We start from the raw sequence: 14,340 nt of genomic DNA on the forward strand, positions 1-14,340 counted from the left end.
ACAGCGCTTGCAAAAGTCCTTGCAGCGGCGGGCGACCGGAACGCCGCGATGGGAGAAGTCACGCAGGGCGGGTTCCGTCCATCCGGCCAGGGAGAGTTCCATGCATATCGCAGACCAATCCGCCGCGCCCGCCGCGCAGCGCAAGCCCCTCTATGCCCAGCTCTACGTCCAGGTGCTGGTGGCAATCACCGTCGGCATCCTGCTCGGCCATTACTATCCGTCGATCGGCGAGAGCATGAAACCGCTCGGCGATGCCTTCATCAAGCTGGTGAAGATGATCATCGCCCCGGTCATCTTCCTGACGGTGGCAACCGGCATCGCCGGCATGAGCGACCTGCAGAAGGTCGGCCGCGTCGCCGGCAAGGCGATGCTCTACTTCCTCACCTTCTCCACGTTGGCGCTCATCATCGGCCTTGTCATGGCCAATGTCGTGCAGCCGGGCGCCGGCTTCAACATCGACCCGGCGACGCTCGACGCCTCGACCGTCAACACTTACGCCGCCAAGGCACATGACCAGTCGGTCACCGGCTTCCTGATGAACATCATCCCCGGCACGATCGTCGGCGCCTTCGCCGACGGCGACATCCTGCAGGTGCTGTTCTTCTCGGTGCTGTTCGGCATCGCGCTGGCGCTGGTCGGCGACAAGGGCACGCCGGTGCTCAACTTCCTGCAGGCGCTGATGGCGCCGATGTTCAAGCTGGTCGGCGTGCTGATGAAGGCCGCCCCTATCGGCGCGTTCGGCGCCATGGCCTTCACCATCGGCAAATACGGCATCGGCTCGGTCATCAACCTCGCCATGCTGGTCGGAACCTTCTACGCGACCTCGTTCCTGTTCGTGTTCGTCGTGCTCGGTGCCGTCTGCCGTTACAACGGCTTCTCGATCCTGTCCCTGATCCGCTACATCAAGGAAGAGCTGCTGCTGGTGTTGGGAACGTCCTCGTCGGAAGCCGCCCTGCCCTCGCTGATGGAGAAGATGGAAAAGGCCGGCGCCAAACGCTCGGTGGTCGGGCTGGTCATCCCGACCGGCTATTCCTTCAATCTCGACGGCACCAACATCTACATGACGCTGGCCGCCCTGTTCATCGCCCAGGCGACGAACATCCATCTGTCGATCGGCGATCAGATCCTGCTGCTGCTGGTCGCCATGCTGTCCTCCAAGGGAGCCGCCGGCATCACCGGGGCCGGCTTCATCACCTTGGCCGCGACGCTTTCGGTCGTGCCCTCGGTGCCGGTCGCCGGCATGGCGCTGATCCTCGGCGTCGACCGCTTCATGTCGGAATGCCGGGCGCTGACCAACTTCGTCGGCAATGCGGTGGCGACGCTGGTCGTGGCGCGCTGGGAAGGCGAACTCGACGAAACCAAGCTGGCCAGCGCATTGGCTGGCACGGCCGACGACAGCCTGCCGGCGGACATCCTTCCCGCCGAGTAATCCGCCGTTCCGTGAAATGACGATGGCCGCAGGCACGCAGCTTGCGGCCATCGTCTTATGTCCGTGACGTCAGGCGGCTTTGCCCAGTGGCGCCAGCGCCTTGCCATCGGCCGCGAAGAGATGGCAGCGCGACGGATCGACTTGCAGCGCGATCGGGCCGCGCAGCTTGAACTCAGCCATTGAAGTCCCTCCTCGTGTCCGGATACGTGCTAGGGCCGACCGGCATGGGAGCCGCCAGCGTGCCCAAATCATCGAACAGCACCAGGCTGGCCGCGCCGACCAGCCCGGCGTGGCGGCCGAGCTGGGCCTGGACCACCGGCACGTCGCGATAGGCGCGCATGGCCCGCTGGCGGATGGTCGCCTCGATGACGGGCGCCATCAGGTCGAGGCCATTGGCGATGCCGCCGCCGACGACCAGCACGTCTGGCGAATAGAGATGCAAGAGATTGGTGAAGCCGACGCCGAGCCAGCGGGCCTCCTCCTCGAGCAGGGCCAGAGCGAGATCGTCCTGCAGGCGTGCCGCCTCGACGACGTGGCGGCCGGTCACCTCGGCGTTTGCCGAGAGGCGGCGCAGCGTCGAGCCGTCCAGGGGCGACGTCGCGGTATTGGCGCGGCGGCCGAGCGCGGTGCCGGAGGCGATGGCCTCGAAGCAGCCGACGACGCCGCAAACGCAGCGCTCGCCTTCATTGGTGATGGTCATGTGGCCGATCTCTGCAGCAAGGCCGCGACGCCCATGCAGGATGCGCCCGTCGGCGACGACGCCGCCGCCGATCCCGGTCGAGACGGTGACGAAGACCAGCGAGCGCGCTCCGTGGCCGGCACCGAAGCGCCATTCGCCGAGCGCCGCCGCATTGGCGTCATTCTCCAGCCGCACCGGCAGGCCGAGCCGCCGCTCGAGGATGTCTGCCAATGGCACGTCCTGCCAGCCGGTCAGCGTCGGCGGTCCGACGGCGATGCCGGCCAGCGGATCGAGCGGACCCGGCGCGCCGACGCCGACGCCGAGGATCGACACCCCCGGCGCCTCGGCATGGACGGTTGCCGCCAGCGCCTCGATCTGGCCGATGACCACTTCGGGACCGGCCTGCGCCTGCGTCGGCACAGCTGCGAAAGCCAGGATCTTGCCGTCACGGTCGACCAAAGCGGCACGAAGCTCGGTGCCGCCAAGATCGATCGCAAGGGCGGCTTCGATGCTCATGCCGCGACCTTCAAACCATGCAGCCAGCCGATGCGGCCGGCGAGATCCTTGTCGCCGAAAGCGAGCGAACCGAGCACCACGGTCTCGGCGCCGGCGGCGCGCAGCAGCGGCACGGTTTCGTGGCGGATGCCGCCATCGGCGGCGAGCACCACTGTTGCCTCGCGATCGGCCTTCCTCAGGATGGCGCGGGCCTCCCCAAGCCTGTCGCAGGCTTTCTCCGACAGGCCCTGGCCCTTGACGCCGATCGCGGTGCCGAGCAGCGTGACGAAAGCGACCTCGGAGACGAAAGGCGTCACCGCCTCGACCGGGGTCTCCAGCCTCAGCACGACGCCGGCCTCGGCGCCGAGTGCACGCGCCAGCCGCACCGCGCGCAGGCCCGCCTCGCCATTCTCGGCATGGACGCTGATCATGTCGGCGCCAGCCTCGATGAACTGACGCGTCTGTTCTTCGACGATTGCCCCATCGACCATCAGATGGACGTGGATGGGCTTGGCCGTCAGTTTGGCAATACGGGCGACGAGATCGGGGAAGAACAGGAAGGACGGCGCGAAATGGCCGTCCGCGACGTCGATGTGGTGCAGATCGACATAGGGTTCGATGCGCCTGAGGTCGCTCTCGAAATTGGCGAGATTGGCGGACCACGATGAGAATTCGGCGATCAGACGGTCGCGCGGCAATGCGGCGATGGCGGCCGGGCCTGACAAGGGTTTCGAGATCATGACTGGTCCTGGTTGTTGAAAATTCTATCGAGGAAGCCGCCGATGGCGGCACGGATTTCGGTGAAGTGGCTATTCTTGTCGGTAGCCTTCGGCGTCACCTCGGCAAAGGCCGCGCCGGGGATGGTGTTGGCGAGTTCGCGGGCGGTCGCCAAGGGATGGACGAGATCGACGCCGCTGCCGATGACGAGCGTGGGCCTTGCAAGATCGGCGGCTTCGGCTCGCGTCACGCCGGGTCCGTCATTCGCGATCGCCTGCATCACCTCGGCGAAGACGGTCGCATTGTCACGCGCGAAGAAGCCGAGCAGCGAAGCGAGATTGTCTGGCGCCTCTCTGCGAAAGCGGGTTGCTGTCGCGGAGGACGCGAAGGCCGCGCGCGCCTCGTCCAGCGGAAGCCGGTCGATCAGTTCCGCCACTTCGACGTAAGGCTGCATATTCCCAGGCGCCGCGTCGAAGGCCCAGGCTGGGCGCACCAGCACGAGGCCAGAGACGCGATCGGGATGCCGGGCCGCCAGATGCAATGCAATGGCGGCACCCATCGAGATACCGCCGGCGACGAAGCGCTCCATTCCCGCCGCATCGGCAGCGGCCAGCACATCGTCGGCGAACATGGCGATCGAGAACGGACGGCTACTGCCGACACTGGCGCCGCCTTGCGCGCGGCATTCGACGGTCAGCCGGCGGCGCGACGGGCTGGCGGGAAAGTTCTGCGCCACCTGGGCGGCATCGCCGCCGAGACCGTGCTGGAAGACGATGGGAAGTCCCTGCCCCGTGTCGAAGACACGGAGCGCGGCGTCATCTCGCAGCATGATTGTTGGCGCGACGTCCATCAGAGCAGCCCTCGCAGGAAGGTGGCTACGCCAGCAGCCCCGTCGGCGGACAAGCCATGTGTGACGAGCGCGCCATCGAAACCCACGCCCTTCAGCCGCGCGACGAAATCCGGGAAGTCGACGATGCCTTGCCCTGCAGTAGCGAAGCGGCCGTCGGCGAAACGGTCCTTGGCATGCGCCATGGCGATGTGGCCGGCGGCCTCATCGATCGCGGCAGCGACGATCATGCGCGCCTCATCCGGCGTCGCATGTTCGAACAGGTTGGCGGGGTCGAGCACGATCTTCAGGTGCCTGGAGCCCATCTCGGCGATCAGGCGCGTCGCATCCGTGGCCGAGGTGACGATGTTGGCCTGCTCGGGCTCGATGCCGAGATCGACGCCGGCCTCCTCGGCCAGCGCCAGCGCCTTTGCCATCTCGGCGGCCATGTCGGACCAGGCGGACGGATCAGCATTGTCGGGGTGGAAAGCCCATTGGTCGGCGGCATTGCGCGAGCCGGTGCAGAGCGTGACCAGCGGGATGCCGAGGGTGGCGGCAGTCTCGATGACGATGCCAAGACGGCGAAGTCCGTCGTCGCGCATAGCCTTGTCGGGGTGCGCCATGTTGTAGGTGCCCGACAGCGCGGCCAGCGAAACGCTCGACGATCGCACTGCGGTGCGGATGGCGGCGACGGCATCCGCCGGCACGACATCCGGCATCGACGACAGGCCGGCGCAGGCGAGATTGAACTGCGTCGTCTCGTATCCGGCCTGGTTCACGGCAGTCAGCACGGCGGCCGGGTCGGTGCCCGAAAAGGTCTTGGCGAAGATGCCGAGGCGCATCAGACCGCACCCGAAACCGAGGCGAGCTCAACCCGTTCGCCAGTCTCGACAGAACGGGCAATCGCCACCATGGCGCGGATCGAGGCGATGCCGTCCTCGACATTGGCGCCACGCATCGGTGCGCCGGTGAGCACGGTGTCGGCAAGGCCTTCGAGCTGGCGACGGAAGAAATGGCCGTCGGCGCCGAGCGGTTTTCGCGAGGTCGCGTCCTTCTCATGGAAGATGTCGACCTCGCTGGCGCGGAAGTACCAGGGGTTGAAGGTTTTCGCGATGACGGACCCGTTCTCGCCATAGAGCTGAAAACCCTCGTGCCAGTCCATGCGCACGGCGACGGTCAGATCGAGGTGACCGAGCGCGCCGCTGGCGAATTCGGTCTCGACGAACCAGCAATAGGCGCCGAAGCGCTCGTTGAGGCGAGCACGCACGGCGGTGATCTCGCCGCAGAGGAAGCGGGCGGTGTCGACCAGATGCGAGCCGTGCGCCAGCATGAAATATTGCCTGAGATCGGCCTTGGGATTTCCGCCCGGCTTCTTCGCCAACTTGCTGGTGACGGGAAGCGGCTGCACGGCATCGGTGTTGGTGTAGCGGTGGGTGGAATCGCAATACCAGGCCTTCAGCGCCAACACCTCGCCGATCTCGTCGCGGACGAAGTCGCGCGCGGCCTCCAGCGCAGGGTCGAAACGCTTCATGTGCCCGACCTGCAGCACCTTGCCGGAGCGCTTGACCGCTGCGGCCAGCGCCTCGCCTTCCTCGATCGAGGTGCCGATCGGCTTTTCGCAGAGAACATGCTTGCCGGCATCGAGCGCCTTGATCGACATCGGCACGTGATAGGCATCCGACGTGGCGACGATGACCGCTTCCAGCTCGGGATCGGCGAGCATGGCGTCGTAGTCGGCATACGTCTTCTGCGGTTCGTAGGTCGCGCCCATGCGGGCAAGCAGATCGGGTGCCGCGTCGCAGATAGCGTAAAGGTCGGCATTGCCGGCCTTGACGCAGGATTCCAGATGCGCGAACTGCGCGATCGGGCCGCAGCCAAGCACACCGACCCTGAGGCGTCTGTCCTGTTTCTTGATCATCGTCTCAGGCCCCGTAGCCGCGCATCGTCTGGCGGTTGGTCTTGACCGCACCGGCCGGATCGGCGGCAGCGGTGTCGGATTCTTCTTCCAGCACCAGCCAGCCGTTGAAGTTCGACGCGGTACCGGCGATCTCGATGACTCGAGGCGTGTCGCAGACGCCTTCGCCCAGCATCGCCCATGTGCCCTTGGCGTCGACGTCCTTGAGGTGGATATAGCGGATGCGGTCGCGGTAGGTGGTGAGCGTGTCGGCCATGTCCTTGTGGCCGCGCAGGATGTGGCCGGTATCCGGCACCCAGCCGACCAGATCGGGGTCGAGCAAGGCAAAGATCGCGTCGTAATCGGCGCGGTCGAACAGCAGCGTATTGTGGTGCGAGCTCGGATGCACCGCGACCTGGACGCCAGCCATGCGGCCGAGCTCTCCGGCCTTGTTGTACAGCTCGGCCGCGATAGCGAATTTGTCGTCGCGCGGCCCGTCGGAGACGACGGTCGCCGAGCCCATCGACACCAGCGCATCGGGAAAGTTTGCCACGAAATCGATCCAGCGCCTGGCGGTTTCGAGGTCGGCGCCGATCTCATCCTTCAGCGTGAAGCCGCTCTTCGAGCCGAAAGCGAAGGAAACCAGCGCCAGGCCGGACGATTTCAGCGCGGCGGCGAACTCGGCCGGCTTGCCGGCGTAGCGGCCGATCATGGTGTCGGTAATCTCGATGCCGGCATAGCCGCCATCCGCGATCGCCTTCAACAGATCGTCGGGGCCGCCGGTGAACCGGTCTCCCAGCATTTCCCAGGTGAAGGTCTGGCAGCCGACTTTGAGGTCTTTCACGTTCATCCTTTCATTCCTTGATCCCGCCTATTCCTTGATGCCGCCCTGCGCCAGCCCTTCGATGATGGCGCTGGAATGAACATCCTACTTGACCGAGCCCGCGGTCATGCCGGCTAGGAAGAACCTCTGGGCAACGAGGTAGATGAGCAAGAGCGGCAGCGAGCCGAGCACGCTCATCGCCATCATCTGGTTCCATTCGAAGGCGTGCTGCCCCATCAACAGCTGTATGCCGATCGGGACGGTGCGCATGGACGTCGACTTCGTCAGCGTCAGCGCAAAGAGAAATTCGTTCCAGCACAACAAGAAAGTGTAGACCGACGTCGCCACGATACCAGGCAGTGAGATCGGGACGATCACCCGCCAGAGCGCCGTCCAACTCGTGCCGCCGTCAACGGCAACGGCTTCATCGAGATCGCGTGGCAACGTGTTCAGGTACCCTGTCATCAGCAGGATCGCATAGGGCAACGTAAACACCAGGTAGGTCAGGATCAGCGCGGCATAGGTGTCGAAGATGCCGTACGAGACGACAAGCCCGAAGAAGGGGATCAAAAGCGTGATCGGCGGGATCGTCTGCGTGCTGATGATGATTGTGTTCAGGCTGCCCTTGCCGCGGAAGTTGAAGCGGCTGAACCCATAGGCCGCCAGCAAGGCGATCAGCACCGTCAGCACGGTCACCGCTCCCGCAACGAAGTAGCTGTTGAAGAAGAAACGCAGCTTCACCGGATCGCCAAGGATGGCTGCATACGCTTCCAGCGTGAAGGCCTTCGGCAGGATGGTTGGAGGCAGGGCAAAGATTTCGGTATTCGACTTGAACGAGCTGCTGAGCATCCAGTAGATCGGGAAGGCTGCGAAGAACAGTCCAGCCGCAAGAGCGACATGCAGCGCGACGGTGATCAGCTTGTCTTTGCCAGAATTCCGCTTCCTCATGGCGTCCTACCTGGCCCGCTGATAGCGAATATAGAACAACGTCAGTCCGAGAGAGATCAGCAGGATGACCACAGCGCTCGCAGACGCCTGGGACAGGTTGTAGCTCGAAAACGCCAGCTTGTAGGTGTAGGTGCTGAGGACCTCGGTCGCGTAGATCGGACCGCCGCCCGTGGTTATCCAGATCAACGGGAAGACCTGCATGGTCCAGATGAAATCGAGCAGCGAGATGCTGATGATGATCGGCATCAGCTGCGGGATGGTGATGAAGATCAGCTTCTGGTAGGCCTTCGCCCCGTCGATATCGGCGGCCTCGTAGAAATCCTTAGGAATGCCTTGCAGGCCTGCGAGCAGGCTGACCATGAAAAGCGGGTAGCCCGCCCAGATATTGGCGAAAGTGACGGCGTGAAGCGCGGTCTCGGGCGAGGAAAACCACTCGACCTTGGAACCGATGATGCCCATCTGCATGAGAATGCTGTTCACGACACCGTTCGGCTCAAGCAGGAGGCGCCAGATCACCGCGATGATCACCGCGGTGAACAGCCATGGCAGTATGTAGAGCACGCGCAGCACATTGCGCAGCGTCGGATTGATACGGTCGCTGTTCAGCATGAGTGCGAAGATCATGCCGATGGTCATATGGAAAACGACACTCATGCACGTGAAATAGAGCGTATGCCACAGCGAAGCCCAGAACACGGGATCGTCAAAGATCGCCTGGTAGTGCTTTAGCCCGGCAAAGGATGGATCGCGGCGCAGTACCGCGCTGTTCTGAAAGGAATAGGCAATCACCGTGACCATCGGCAACAGCATCAGGAGCCCGACTATGAGCAGCGAGGGCGACAGATAGAGATAGGGCGCCACAGCTCGTCTGAGCTTGTGATGGGAGCGCTTCTGCCGGGTCATGGTGCCAACCTCGCGACAAGAGAAAAGAGCTTCAAATACCATTCAGGTTCGTCATTTGCCGGCTGGCCCGCCTAATGGCAGGCCAGCCGGCAATTGGGCCGCAAGAGCGGAGCATGGCGATCAGAATTTCGCCATCCAGGCCTTTTGCGCGGCAGCGGCCGCCTCTTCCGGCGTTTGCTCACCGGCAAGCATTTTTTGCGCCTGCACGTCGAACTGGGTCATCAGGTCTTCAGCCACCGGCAGGCCCGTGAACTCGTTGGCGAGATAGCCGGTCTTGAAGATCTCGAAAGCCTTGCCGAAAGCCTTGTCGGACGTCACGAAGTCAGGCTTGGCGTTGACGTTGCCCGGGAAGGCGTTTGCAAGCGAAACGAGCTTGGCGTTCACCTTTTCGCTCATCAAATACTGGACGAGTTTCCAGGCCTCCTCCTGGTGTTTCGAGGCCGCGGAGATGCCGATGCCCCAGGAGGCATAGGGAAGGCCGCGCTTTCCCGTATAGTTTTCCACGACCGGAACCGGGATGAGGTCGAAGTTCAGCTTGGGATTGCGCTTGCGGATAAGGTTCACATGCGCGAGCGAGTCGATCATCATCCCGACGCGGTCGTTGACGAATTCCTCGACCTTTTCCTGCTCGGTCTTGGTGGCGATGCCGGGCGAGATGGTGCCGGCGTCGTTGAGCGATTTGACGAAGGTGAGCATGTCCACCACCGGTTTGCCCTCGAGGTCGGGCTTGCCGTTCGCCATCATCGATTGACCCGAAGCCCAGACCCACGACATCATGTCGTTCTGGACACCGGACGGCGTTTGCAGCGACAGGGGCAGCACCCAGCCATACTGGTTCTTGTCGGCGTGCGTCATCTTCTTGGCGGCTTCGAGAAATTCCGCGCGGGTCGACGGCAGCTTGGTCACGCCTGCCTGGGCGGCGAGGTCCATATTCACGAAGACCGGATAGACGAACGAAGCGACCGGGAACATCACCGCCTTGCCATCGACCTTGATGATGTCGGCGATCTGGCTCTTGTCGAATTTGCTCGCATCCATCATCGGGTTCATGTCGGCGAGCGCGTTCTGCGCATTCAGATTGTTCACCCATGCGCCGTCGAGACCGACGACGTCGCTGAGCGTTCCGGTTGCAGCACCAACCGAGATCTGGTCTCGCGTGGTCGCGTAGGGGCCGCTGACCAGCGTCACCTTGATTCCGGGGTTCGCGGCCTCGAAATCGTCCATGATTGCCCTGAGCGAGCCAGCCGGCAATTCGGGCTCCCACCATTGGGTGAATTCCAGCGTCGTGTCCGCCATGGCGCCGGTTGCGCCAAGCAACCACGCGGCCGCGGCTATTTTCAGCATCGCGGGTTTTATACGAAAGGTCATTTTCTCCTCCTTCTTTTATGATCGGCCGCACAATGCTGCCGATCGTCTGGTTATTCAGAAGTCTTCTTACGCAGACGCCTCGCTCTCGCCTGCGGGCCTTGCCGCGGATCTTCAGATCGCCAGATGCGTCTCGGGATCGAAGAAATGGAGCTTGGAGTCATCCAGGGCCAACTGGATTTCCGAGCCGGAGCGGACTGCGCTGACCGGTTCGAATTTCGCCACCGCGTTCGACGCCCGGCCGAAATCATCCACCGCGTCCGGGTCGCCGGAGTCCACCCGGACCGCTTCGATGTTCAGATGGACGATGTGCTCGGACCCGAGTTCTTCGATCGAGGTCACCTTTGCCGGTATCGTCTGATACTTGCGGCCGGATTCGAGGTTGCTGTCATAGAGATGCTCCGGTCGGACCCCGAACACGACCTTGCGTCCCGCATACGATCTCAAGCCCGGCCTGCGCACGAAGGCCTCATCCTGCAGCCGGATGGCGAAGGTGCCGGAAATCAGTTCGCTGCCTTTCAGGGTTGCCTCGAAAAGGTTCATCGAAGGAGAACCGATGAAGCCGGCAACGAAGGCGTTCACCGGCGATTCATAGAGTCTCTTTGGGGTGTCAACCTGCTGCAGCACGCCGCCTTTCAACACCGCGACCCTGTCCCCCATCGTCATCGCTTCGGTTTGGTCGTGGGTCACGTAAATGGTCGTAACGCCGAGCTGCTTTTGCAGACTGGTGATTTCGGCGCGCATTTGAACACGCAGTTTCGCGTCCAGATTGGAAAGGGGTTCGTCCATGAGAAAGGCGGCCGGCTCGCGCACCATGGCGCGGCCCATGGCAACCCGTTGACGCTGCCCGCCTGAGAGGTTTGCGGGTTTGCTGTCCAGCAGCGACGTCAATTGCAGGGTTTTGGCGATCTCGTCCACGCGCTTCTTGCGCTCGGCCTTGGGTTTGCCTGCCAGCCGCATCGAAAAGGCGATGTTTTCGAACACGGTCATATGCGGGTAGAGCGCGTAGCTCTGGAAGACCATCGCGATGTCGCGGTCCTTGGGCGGCATGTCGACGACGTCGGTACCGCCGATCCGAAGGCTGCCGCTGGTGATGTCCTCCAATCCCGCGATCATCCGCAACGCGGTGGATTTGCCACAGCCGGACGGCCCGACGAGAATCAAGAACTCACCGTGCTCGACCGACAGGTTCAAGTGGTCGATTGCGCGAAAATTGTTCCCGTAGGTCTTGCAGATATTCTCAAGAATGACTTCTGCCATCTTCCTCCCTCCACAAGTCTAAGCCACTGATTTTTATTGTGCTCCTTGGCTTATTCCGCCTGTGAAATGTTTCCTCGGACAGTTTCAGGCTATGTTCCGGTATCGAGCTGCGTATATTTCAATTCGACTGCCGACGGCGCGTTCGTCGATGCCAGGAATTCCATCACCTGGCCGTCGGTCGGAAGCGCTTCGCGCCCGCCCCGCCCCGTTATCGAAAGGGCCGCCGCTGCGGCGGCGAATGCGACCCGGCCTGCGGTGTCGGCCCCGCGCGTCAATGCAAGGGCATAGGCGCCGTGAAAGCAGTCACCGGCGCCGGTCGAATCGACGACGGCGACCCGATGCGGAGGCAGGTGCCAGAGCCCGGTCTCGTCGCGTCCGCGATAATAGACGCCCTTGCCGCCATCCGTCAGAACTACGGCGAACCGCGACGGCAACCACAATGCATCGAGCATCTCGGCGGGCGATCGGCACCCCGTGAAAGCCCGCGCAAAGCCGAGGGGAAGAATGAGATGGTCGCAGAGCGCGATCAGTCTCTCGGTGGCCGGGCCGCTGCTCCATTCGATATCGCCGAGGATCGCAAGGCCGAGATCGCGAGCCCGAACCACGACATCCAGCGACCGGATCGCGTAACTATCCACGATCAGGACTGTCGCGCGGCTGAGGACCTCGTCCGGAAAGTCCGGCGCGGTGCCCAGCATCGCTTCGTCGTCATACGCGATGAACCGCTCCCCATCCGAGCCGACGGTGATCCGCGAGCGCACCGGACGTGCGTGCGGGTGGCGCGGCGCGAATGCAGTTTCAACGCCGCTCGCAACGAGATCGCACAGCACGGCGTCGTCCTCGGCACTGCCCAGCCATCCGACGAACCCGGCGGTTCCGCCGAGCCGCGCGACGGCGGCAAGGGCCGTCGCGACATTTCCGCCGAAAGCTCTGGTGCTTTGCAGAACCTTCCCCTTGCCCGCCGACAACGGCTGATCGACATAGACGATGTCGTCGATCGCAATAGCTCCGAAGCCGAGGATTGAAGGGACGGTGTGCATCGTTCAGGCACCCGCTCTTGCCAGGGCGTCTTGCGCCGAAAGGCCGTCATGGATGACGCCCCGAAAGGCAATCGCTGCCTTCTGCGGATCGCCATGCCCCCAGAGATTGCGGCCCACCACGGCACCGCGCGCGCCGGCACGGATGGCGTCCGCCGTCTGCTGAAGGGCGCCGAGCAGCGTATCTGTCTTCGGGCCACCCGCGATCACAACCGGCACCGGGCAGGTCCGAACGGTCTCTCGGAACGACTCGAAATCGCCCGTGTAACCGATCTTGATCACGTCGACGCCGGACTCGTAGCCGATGCGCGCCGCATAGGCGATCTCGTCGGGGGTGAAGACGATTTTTGCCCCATCGGTGAAATCGCGAGGGTAGATATGCGCGACTACCGGCATGCCGTAGCGGGCCGCTGCATTCACCGAATCGGTCAGCCAGCGTATGTATTTGCCCTCGGTCGCGCCGCGTACCGGAATGGCCACGGCCAACGCATCGGCGCCAGCGCGCACCGCATCCTCGGGCGTTGCAATCAGCTCACTGATGCGATCGTCCGGGGTGAAGCAGCCGGCCTGGATGACCAGGGAAGCCTTGCCCGCGTATTGCGGCCATAGATGGCGCGCGGTGCCGGGCTGGATGCTGACGTAATCGGGTTTGCCCACCATGACGCGAGCGAGCGCGCCCGGCAGATCGGCAAGACCTCCTTTGCGCACGTCGCCATAGCCGACAAAGTGGTCGACCGCGCCGCCAAAAAGATTTCCCGATGGATGCGAAAAGAGGCGCGCAAGGCGCACTTTGGTTCCTAGGCTCATGAGTGCAAAAAGTCCCAATCGTTTGGTTTCAAAATCCTGGAACCAGTGTTTGCGAAAGAAACGATAAATGCAATCTTTCGAAAGCTTTCGAATTTGCGTATTTTTGGTAAGGTGGGTCGAGGCCGGGGCGATTGCTCGGCGCATGGAGGCAAGGACAGGGCAATGTTGTCGGAGCAGAGACGCCAATCGATCCTGAGTGAGGTGCAACGCAGCGGACAGGTTCGCACGAAGGATCTGTCCGACGATTTTGGCGTGTCGGAAGTCACGGTGCGCTCCGACCTCGAGATACTGGACCGCAAGGGACTACTGACCAAGACCCGTGGAGGGGCGGTGACCCGGACCACGGATTCGACTACGGCCGCGTTCGCCCGGCGGATGCAAACGAACCTCGATGCGAAGAAACGCATCGCCCGGGCAGCGGTAGAACTGTTCGAGGACAACCAATCGGTCCTCTTCGACGGCGGCTCGACATTGATGCAGGTTGCCATGCAGTTACCGCCACTCAACAATGTCGTGGTCGCGGCCACGGCGATGAATATCGTGCAGCATCTGATGCATCGGCCCGGGCTCGACGTGCACATGATCGGTGGCCGGGTCTATCCAGACACGGTGAGCACGCTGATTACCGATGCCGACACGGCTCTCGGCGGCTTGGTGGCGCATCAGGTCTTCGTGGGAGCGCACGCGATCGACTCGTCACTGGATGTGGTCGACGTGAACGAAGACATGGCGCGAACGAAGCGAAACCTGGTGCGCATGGCCCGGCGCGTTGTCCTCCTTGCGGATTCGAGCAAATGGGGCGTCAGCGGGACCTCCAAGGCATTTTCGCTGTCGAGCGTCCATGTGGTGATCACCGACGATGGCCTGCCCGGCCCAATACGCAGCCAGCTGGATAGAACGGGGGCCATGGTGATCTATGCCTGAACCCGTCGCGGTCCATGCCCGCAACCGAAAGATCCGATGCGGATGGCCCACGGGATTCGTATCGGCCAGCCGTATTTTCCTGCCTCTCATCTTCTCCTCCCAGGGCTGGCAGCCTCCCGATGTCCCGCCAGCATTTCCGCATGTTCTATAAAAATTTTACGCGCGTCAATATTTAAAATGTTGTATAGCGATTTCGATTGCGATCCGGCATCGTCGCGACGGATCGGGCAGAC

Annotated in this window: 14 protein-coding genes; 2 read left to right on the forward strand and 12 right to left on the reverse strand. The window is 63.1% G+C overall.

Annotated features, from left to right (window positions below; all coding sequences use genetic code 11):
• Positions 1 to 100 precede the first annotated feature (100 nt).
• On the forward strand, positions 101 to 1,429 hold the full coding sequence (locus tag FJ970_RS27500) for a dicarboxylate/amino acid:cation symporter (protein ID WP_140757706.1): 1,329 nt from the start codon (positions 101 to 103) through the stop codon (positions 1,427 to 1,429).
• Between the two features lie 172 nt (positions 1,430 to 1,601).
• Here the strand turns inward: FJ970_RS27500 and FJ970_RS27505 are convergent, their stop codons facing one another.
• The 12 genes from FJ970_RS27505 to FJ970_RS27560 all read right to left on the reverse strand — a co-directional run bounded on the left by FJ970_RS27505 (position 1,602) and on the right by FJ970_RS27560 (position 13,183).
• The gene (locus tag FJ970_RS27505) at positions 1,602 to 2,624 is read right to left on the reverse strand and encodes an ROK family protein (protein WP_140757707.1); all 1,023 of its coding nucleotides are present in this window, start codon (positions 2,622 to 2,624) and stop codon (positions 1,602 to 1,604) included.
• A complete protein-coding gene (locus FJ970_RS27510) occupies positions 2,621 to 3,343 on the reverse strand; it encodes a ribulose-phosphate 3-epimerase (protein WP_140757708.1) in 723 nt (240 codons plus the stop codon). The genes FJ970_RS27505 and FJ970_RS27510 overlap by 4 nt, the downstream gene beginning before the upstream one ends.
• Positions 3,340 to 4,170 carry an alpha/beta fold hydrolase gene (locus tag FJ970_RS27515; RefSeq protein WP_140757709.1) on the reverse strand — a complete coding sequence of 277 codons (831 nt, stop codon included), beginning with the start codon at positions 4,168 to 4,170 and terminating at the stop codon, positions 3,340 to 3,342. Before FJ970_RS27515 ends, FJ970_RS27510 begins: the two co-directional genes overlap by 4 nt.
• Positions 4,170 to 4,988, reverse strand: a complete 819-nt coding sequence (locus tag FJ970_RS27520; protein WP_140757710.1) for a sugar phosphate isomerase/epimerase family protein — start codon at positions 4,986 to 4,988, stop codon at positions 4,170 to 4,172. The genes FJ970_RS27515 and FJ970_RS27520 overlap by 1 nt, the downstream gene beginning before the upstream one ends.
• Entirely contained in the window at positions 4,988 to 6,064 is a 1,077-nt protein-coding gene (locus tag FJ970_RS27525) for a Gfo/Idh/MocA family protein (RefSeq protein ID WP_140757711.1), read from the reverse strand. Before FJ970_RS27525 ends, FJ970_RS27520 begins: the two co-directional genes overlap by 1 nt.
• A 4-nt stretch (positions 6,065 to 6,068) precedes the next feature.
• Positions 6,069 to 6,890, reverse strand: coding sequence for a sugar phosphate isomerase/epimerase family protein (locus FJ970_RS27530; RefSeq protein WP_140757712.1), 822 nt, complete (start codon positions 6,888 to 6,890; stop codon positions 6,069 to 6,071).
• 78 nt (positions 6,891 to 6,968) lie between these two features.
• Positions 6,969 to 7,811 carry a carbohydrate ABC transporter permease gene (locus FJ970_RS27535; protein WP_140757713.1) on the reverse strand — a complete coding sequence of 281 codons (843 nt, stop codon included), beginning with the start codon at positions 7,809 to 7,811 and terminating at the stop codon, positions 6,969 to 6,971.
• 6 nt (positions 7,812 to 7,817) lie between these two features.
• Entirely contained in the window at positions 7,818 to 8,714 is an 897-nt protein-coding gene (locus FJ970_RS27540) for a carbohydrate ABC transporter permease (protein WP_140757714.1), read from the reverse strand.
• Between the two features lie 120 nt (positions 8,715 to 8,834).
• Positions 8,835 to 10,082: an ABC transporter substrate-binding protein gene (locus tag FJ970_RS27545; RefSeq protein WP_140757715.1), complete on the reverse strand. Its 1,248-nt coding sequence runs from the start codon at positions 10,080 to 10,082 to the stop codon at positions 8,835 to 8,837.
• Between the two features lie 111 nt (positions 10,083 to 10,193).
• Positions 10,194 to 11,339 (reverse strand): ABC transporter ATP-binding protein, encoded by a 1,146-nt coding sequence (locus FJ970_RS27550; RefSeq protein WP_140757716.1) that lies wholly within the window; start codon positions 11,337 to 11,339, stop codon positions 10,194 to 10,196.
• A gap of 89 nt (positions 11,340 to 11,428) precedes the next feature.
• Positions 11,429 to 12,379 (reverse strand): PfkB family carbohydrate kinase, encoded by a 951-nt coding sequence (locus FJ970_RS27555; protein ID WP_140757717.1) that lies wholly within the window; start codon positions 12,377 to 12,379, stop codon positions 11,429 to 11,431.
• A gap of 3 nt (positions 12,380 to 12,382) precedes the next feature.
• Positions 12,383 to 13,183, reverse strand: a complete 801-nt coding sequence (locus tag FJ970_RS27560) for a class I fructose-bisphosphate aldolase (protein ID WP_140757718.1) — start codon at positions 13,181 to 13,183, stop codon at positions 12,383 to 12,385.
• A gap of 162 nt (positions 13,184 to 13,345) precedes the next feature.
• On the opposite strand from FJ970_RS27560, the gene FJ970_RS27565 reads away from it, so the two are divergent.
• Positions 13,346 to 14,107, forward strand: coding sequence for a DeoR/GlpR family DNA-binding transcription regulator (locus FJ970_RS27565; protein ID WP_140757719.1), 762 nt, complete (start codon positions 13,346 to 13,348; stop codon positions 14,105 to 14,107).
• The last annotated feature ends 233 nt before the right edge of the window (positions 14,108 to 14,340 follow it).

It is taken from the genome of Mesorhizobium sp. B2-1-8 (assembly GCF_006442545.2).
In the GTDB taxonomy this organism is placed as follows: domain Bacteria; phylum Pseudomonadota; class Alphaproteobacteria; order Rhizobiales; family Rhizobiaceae; genus Mesorhizobium.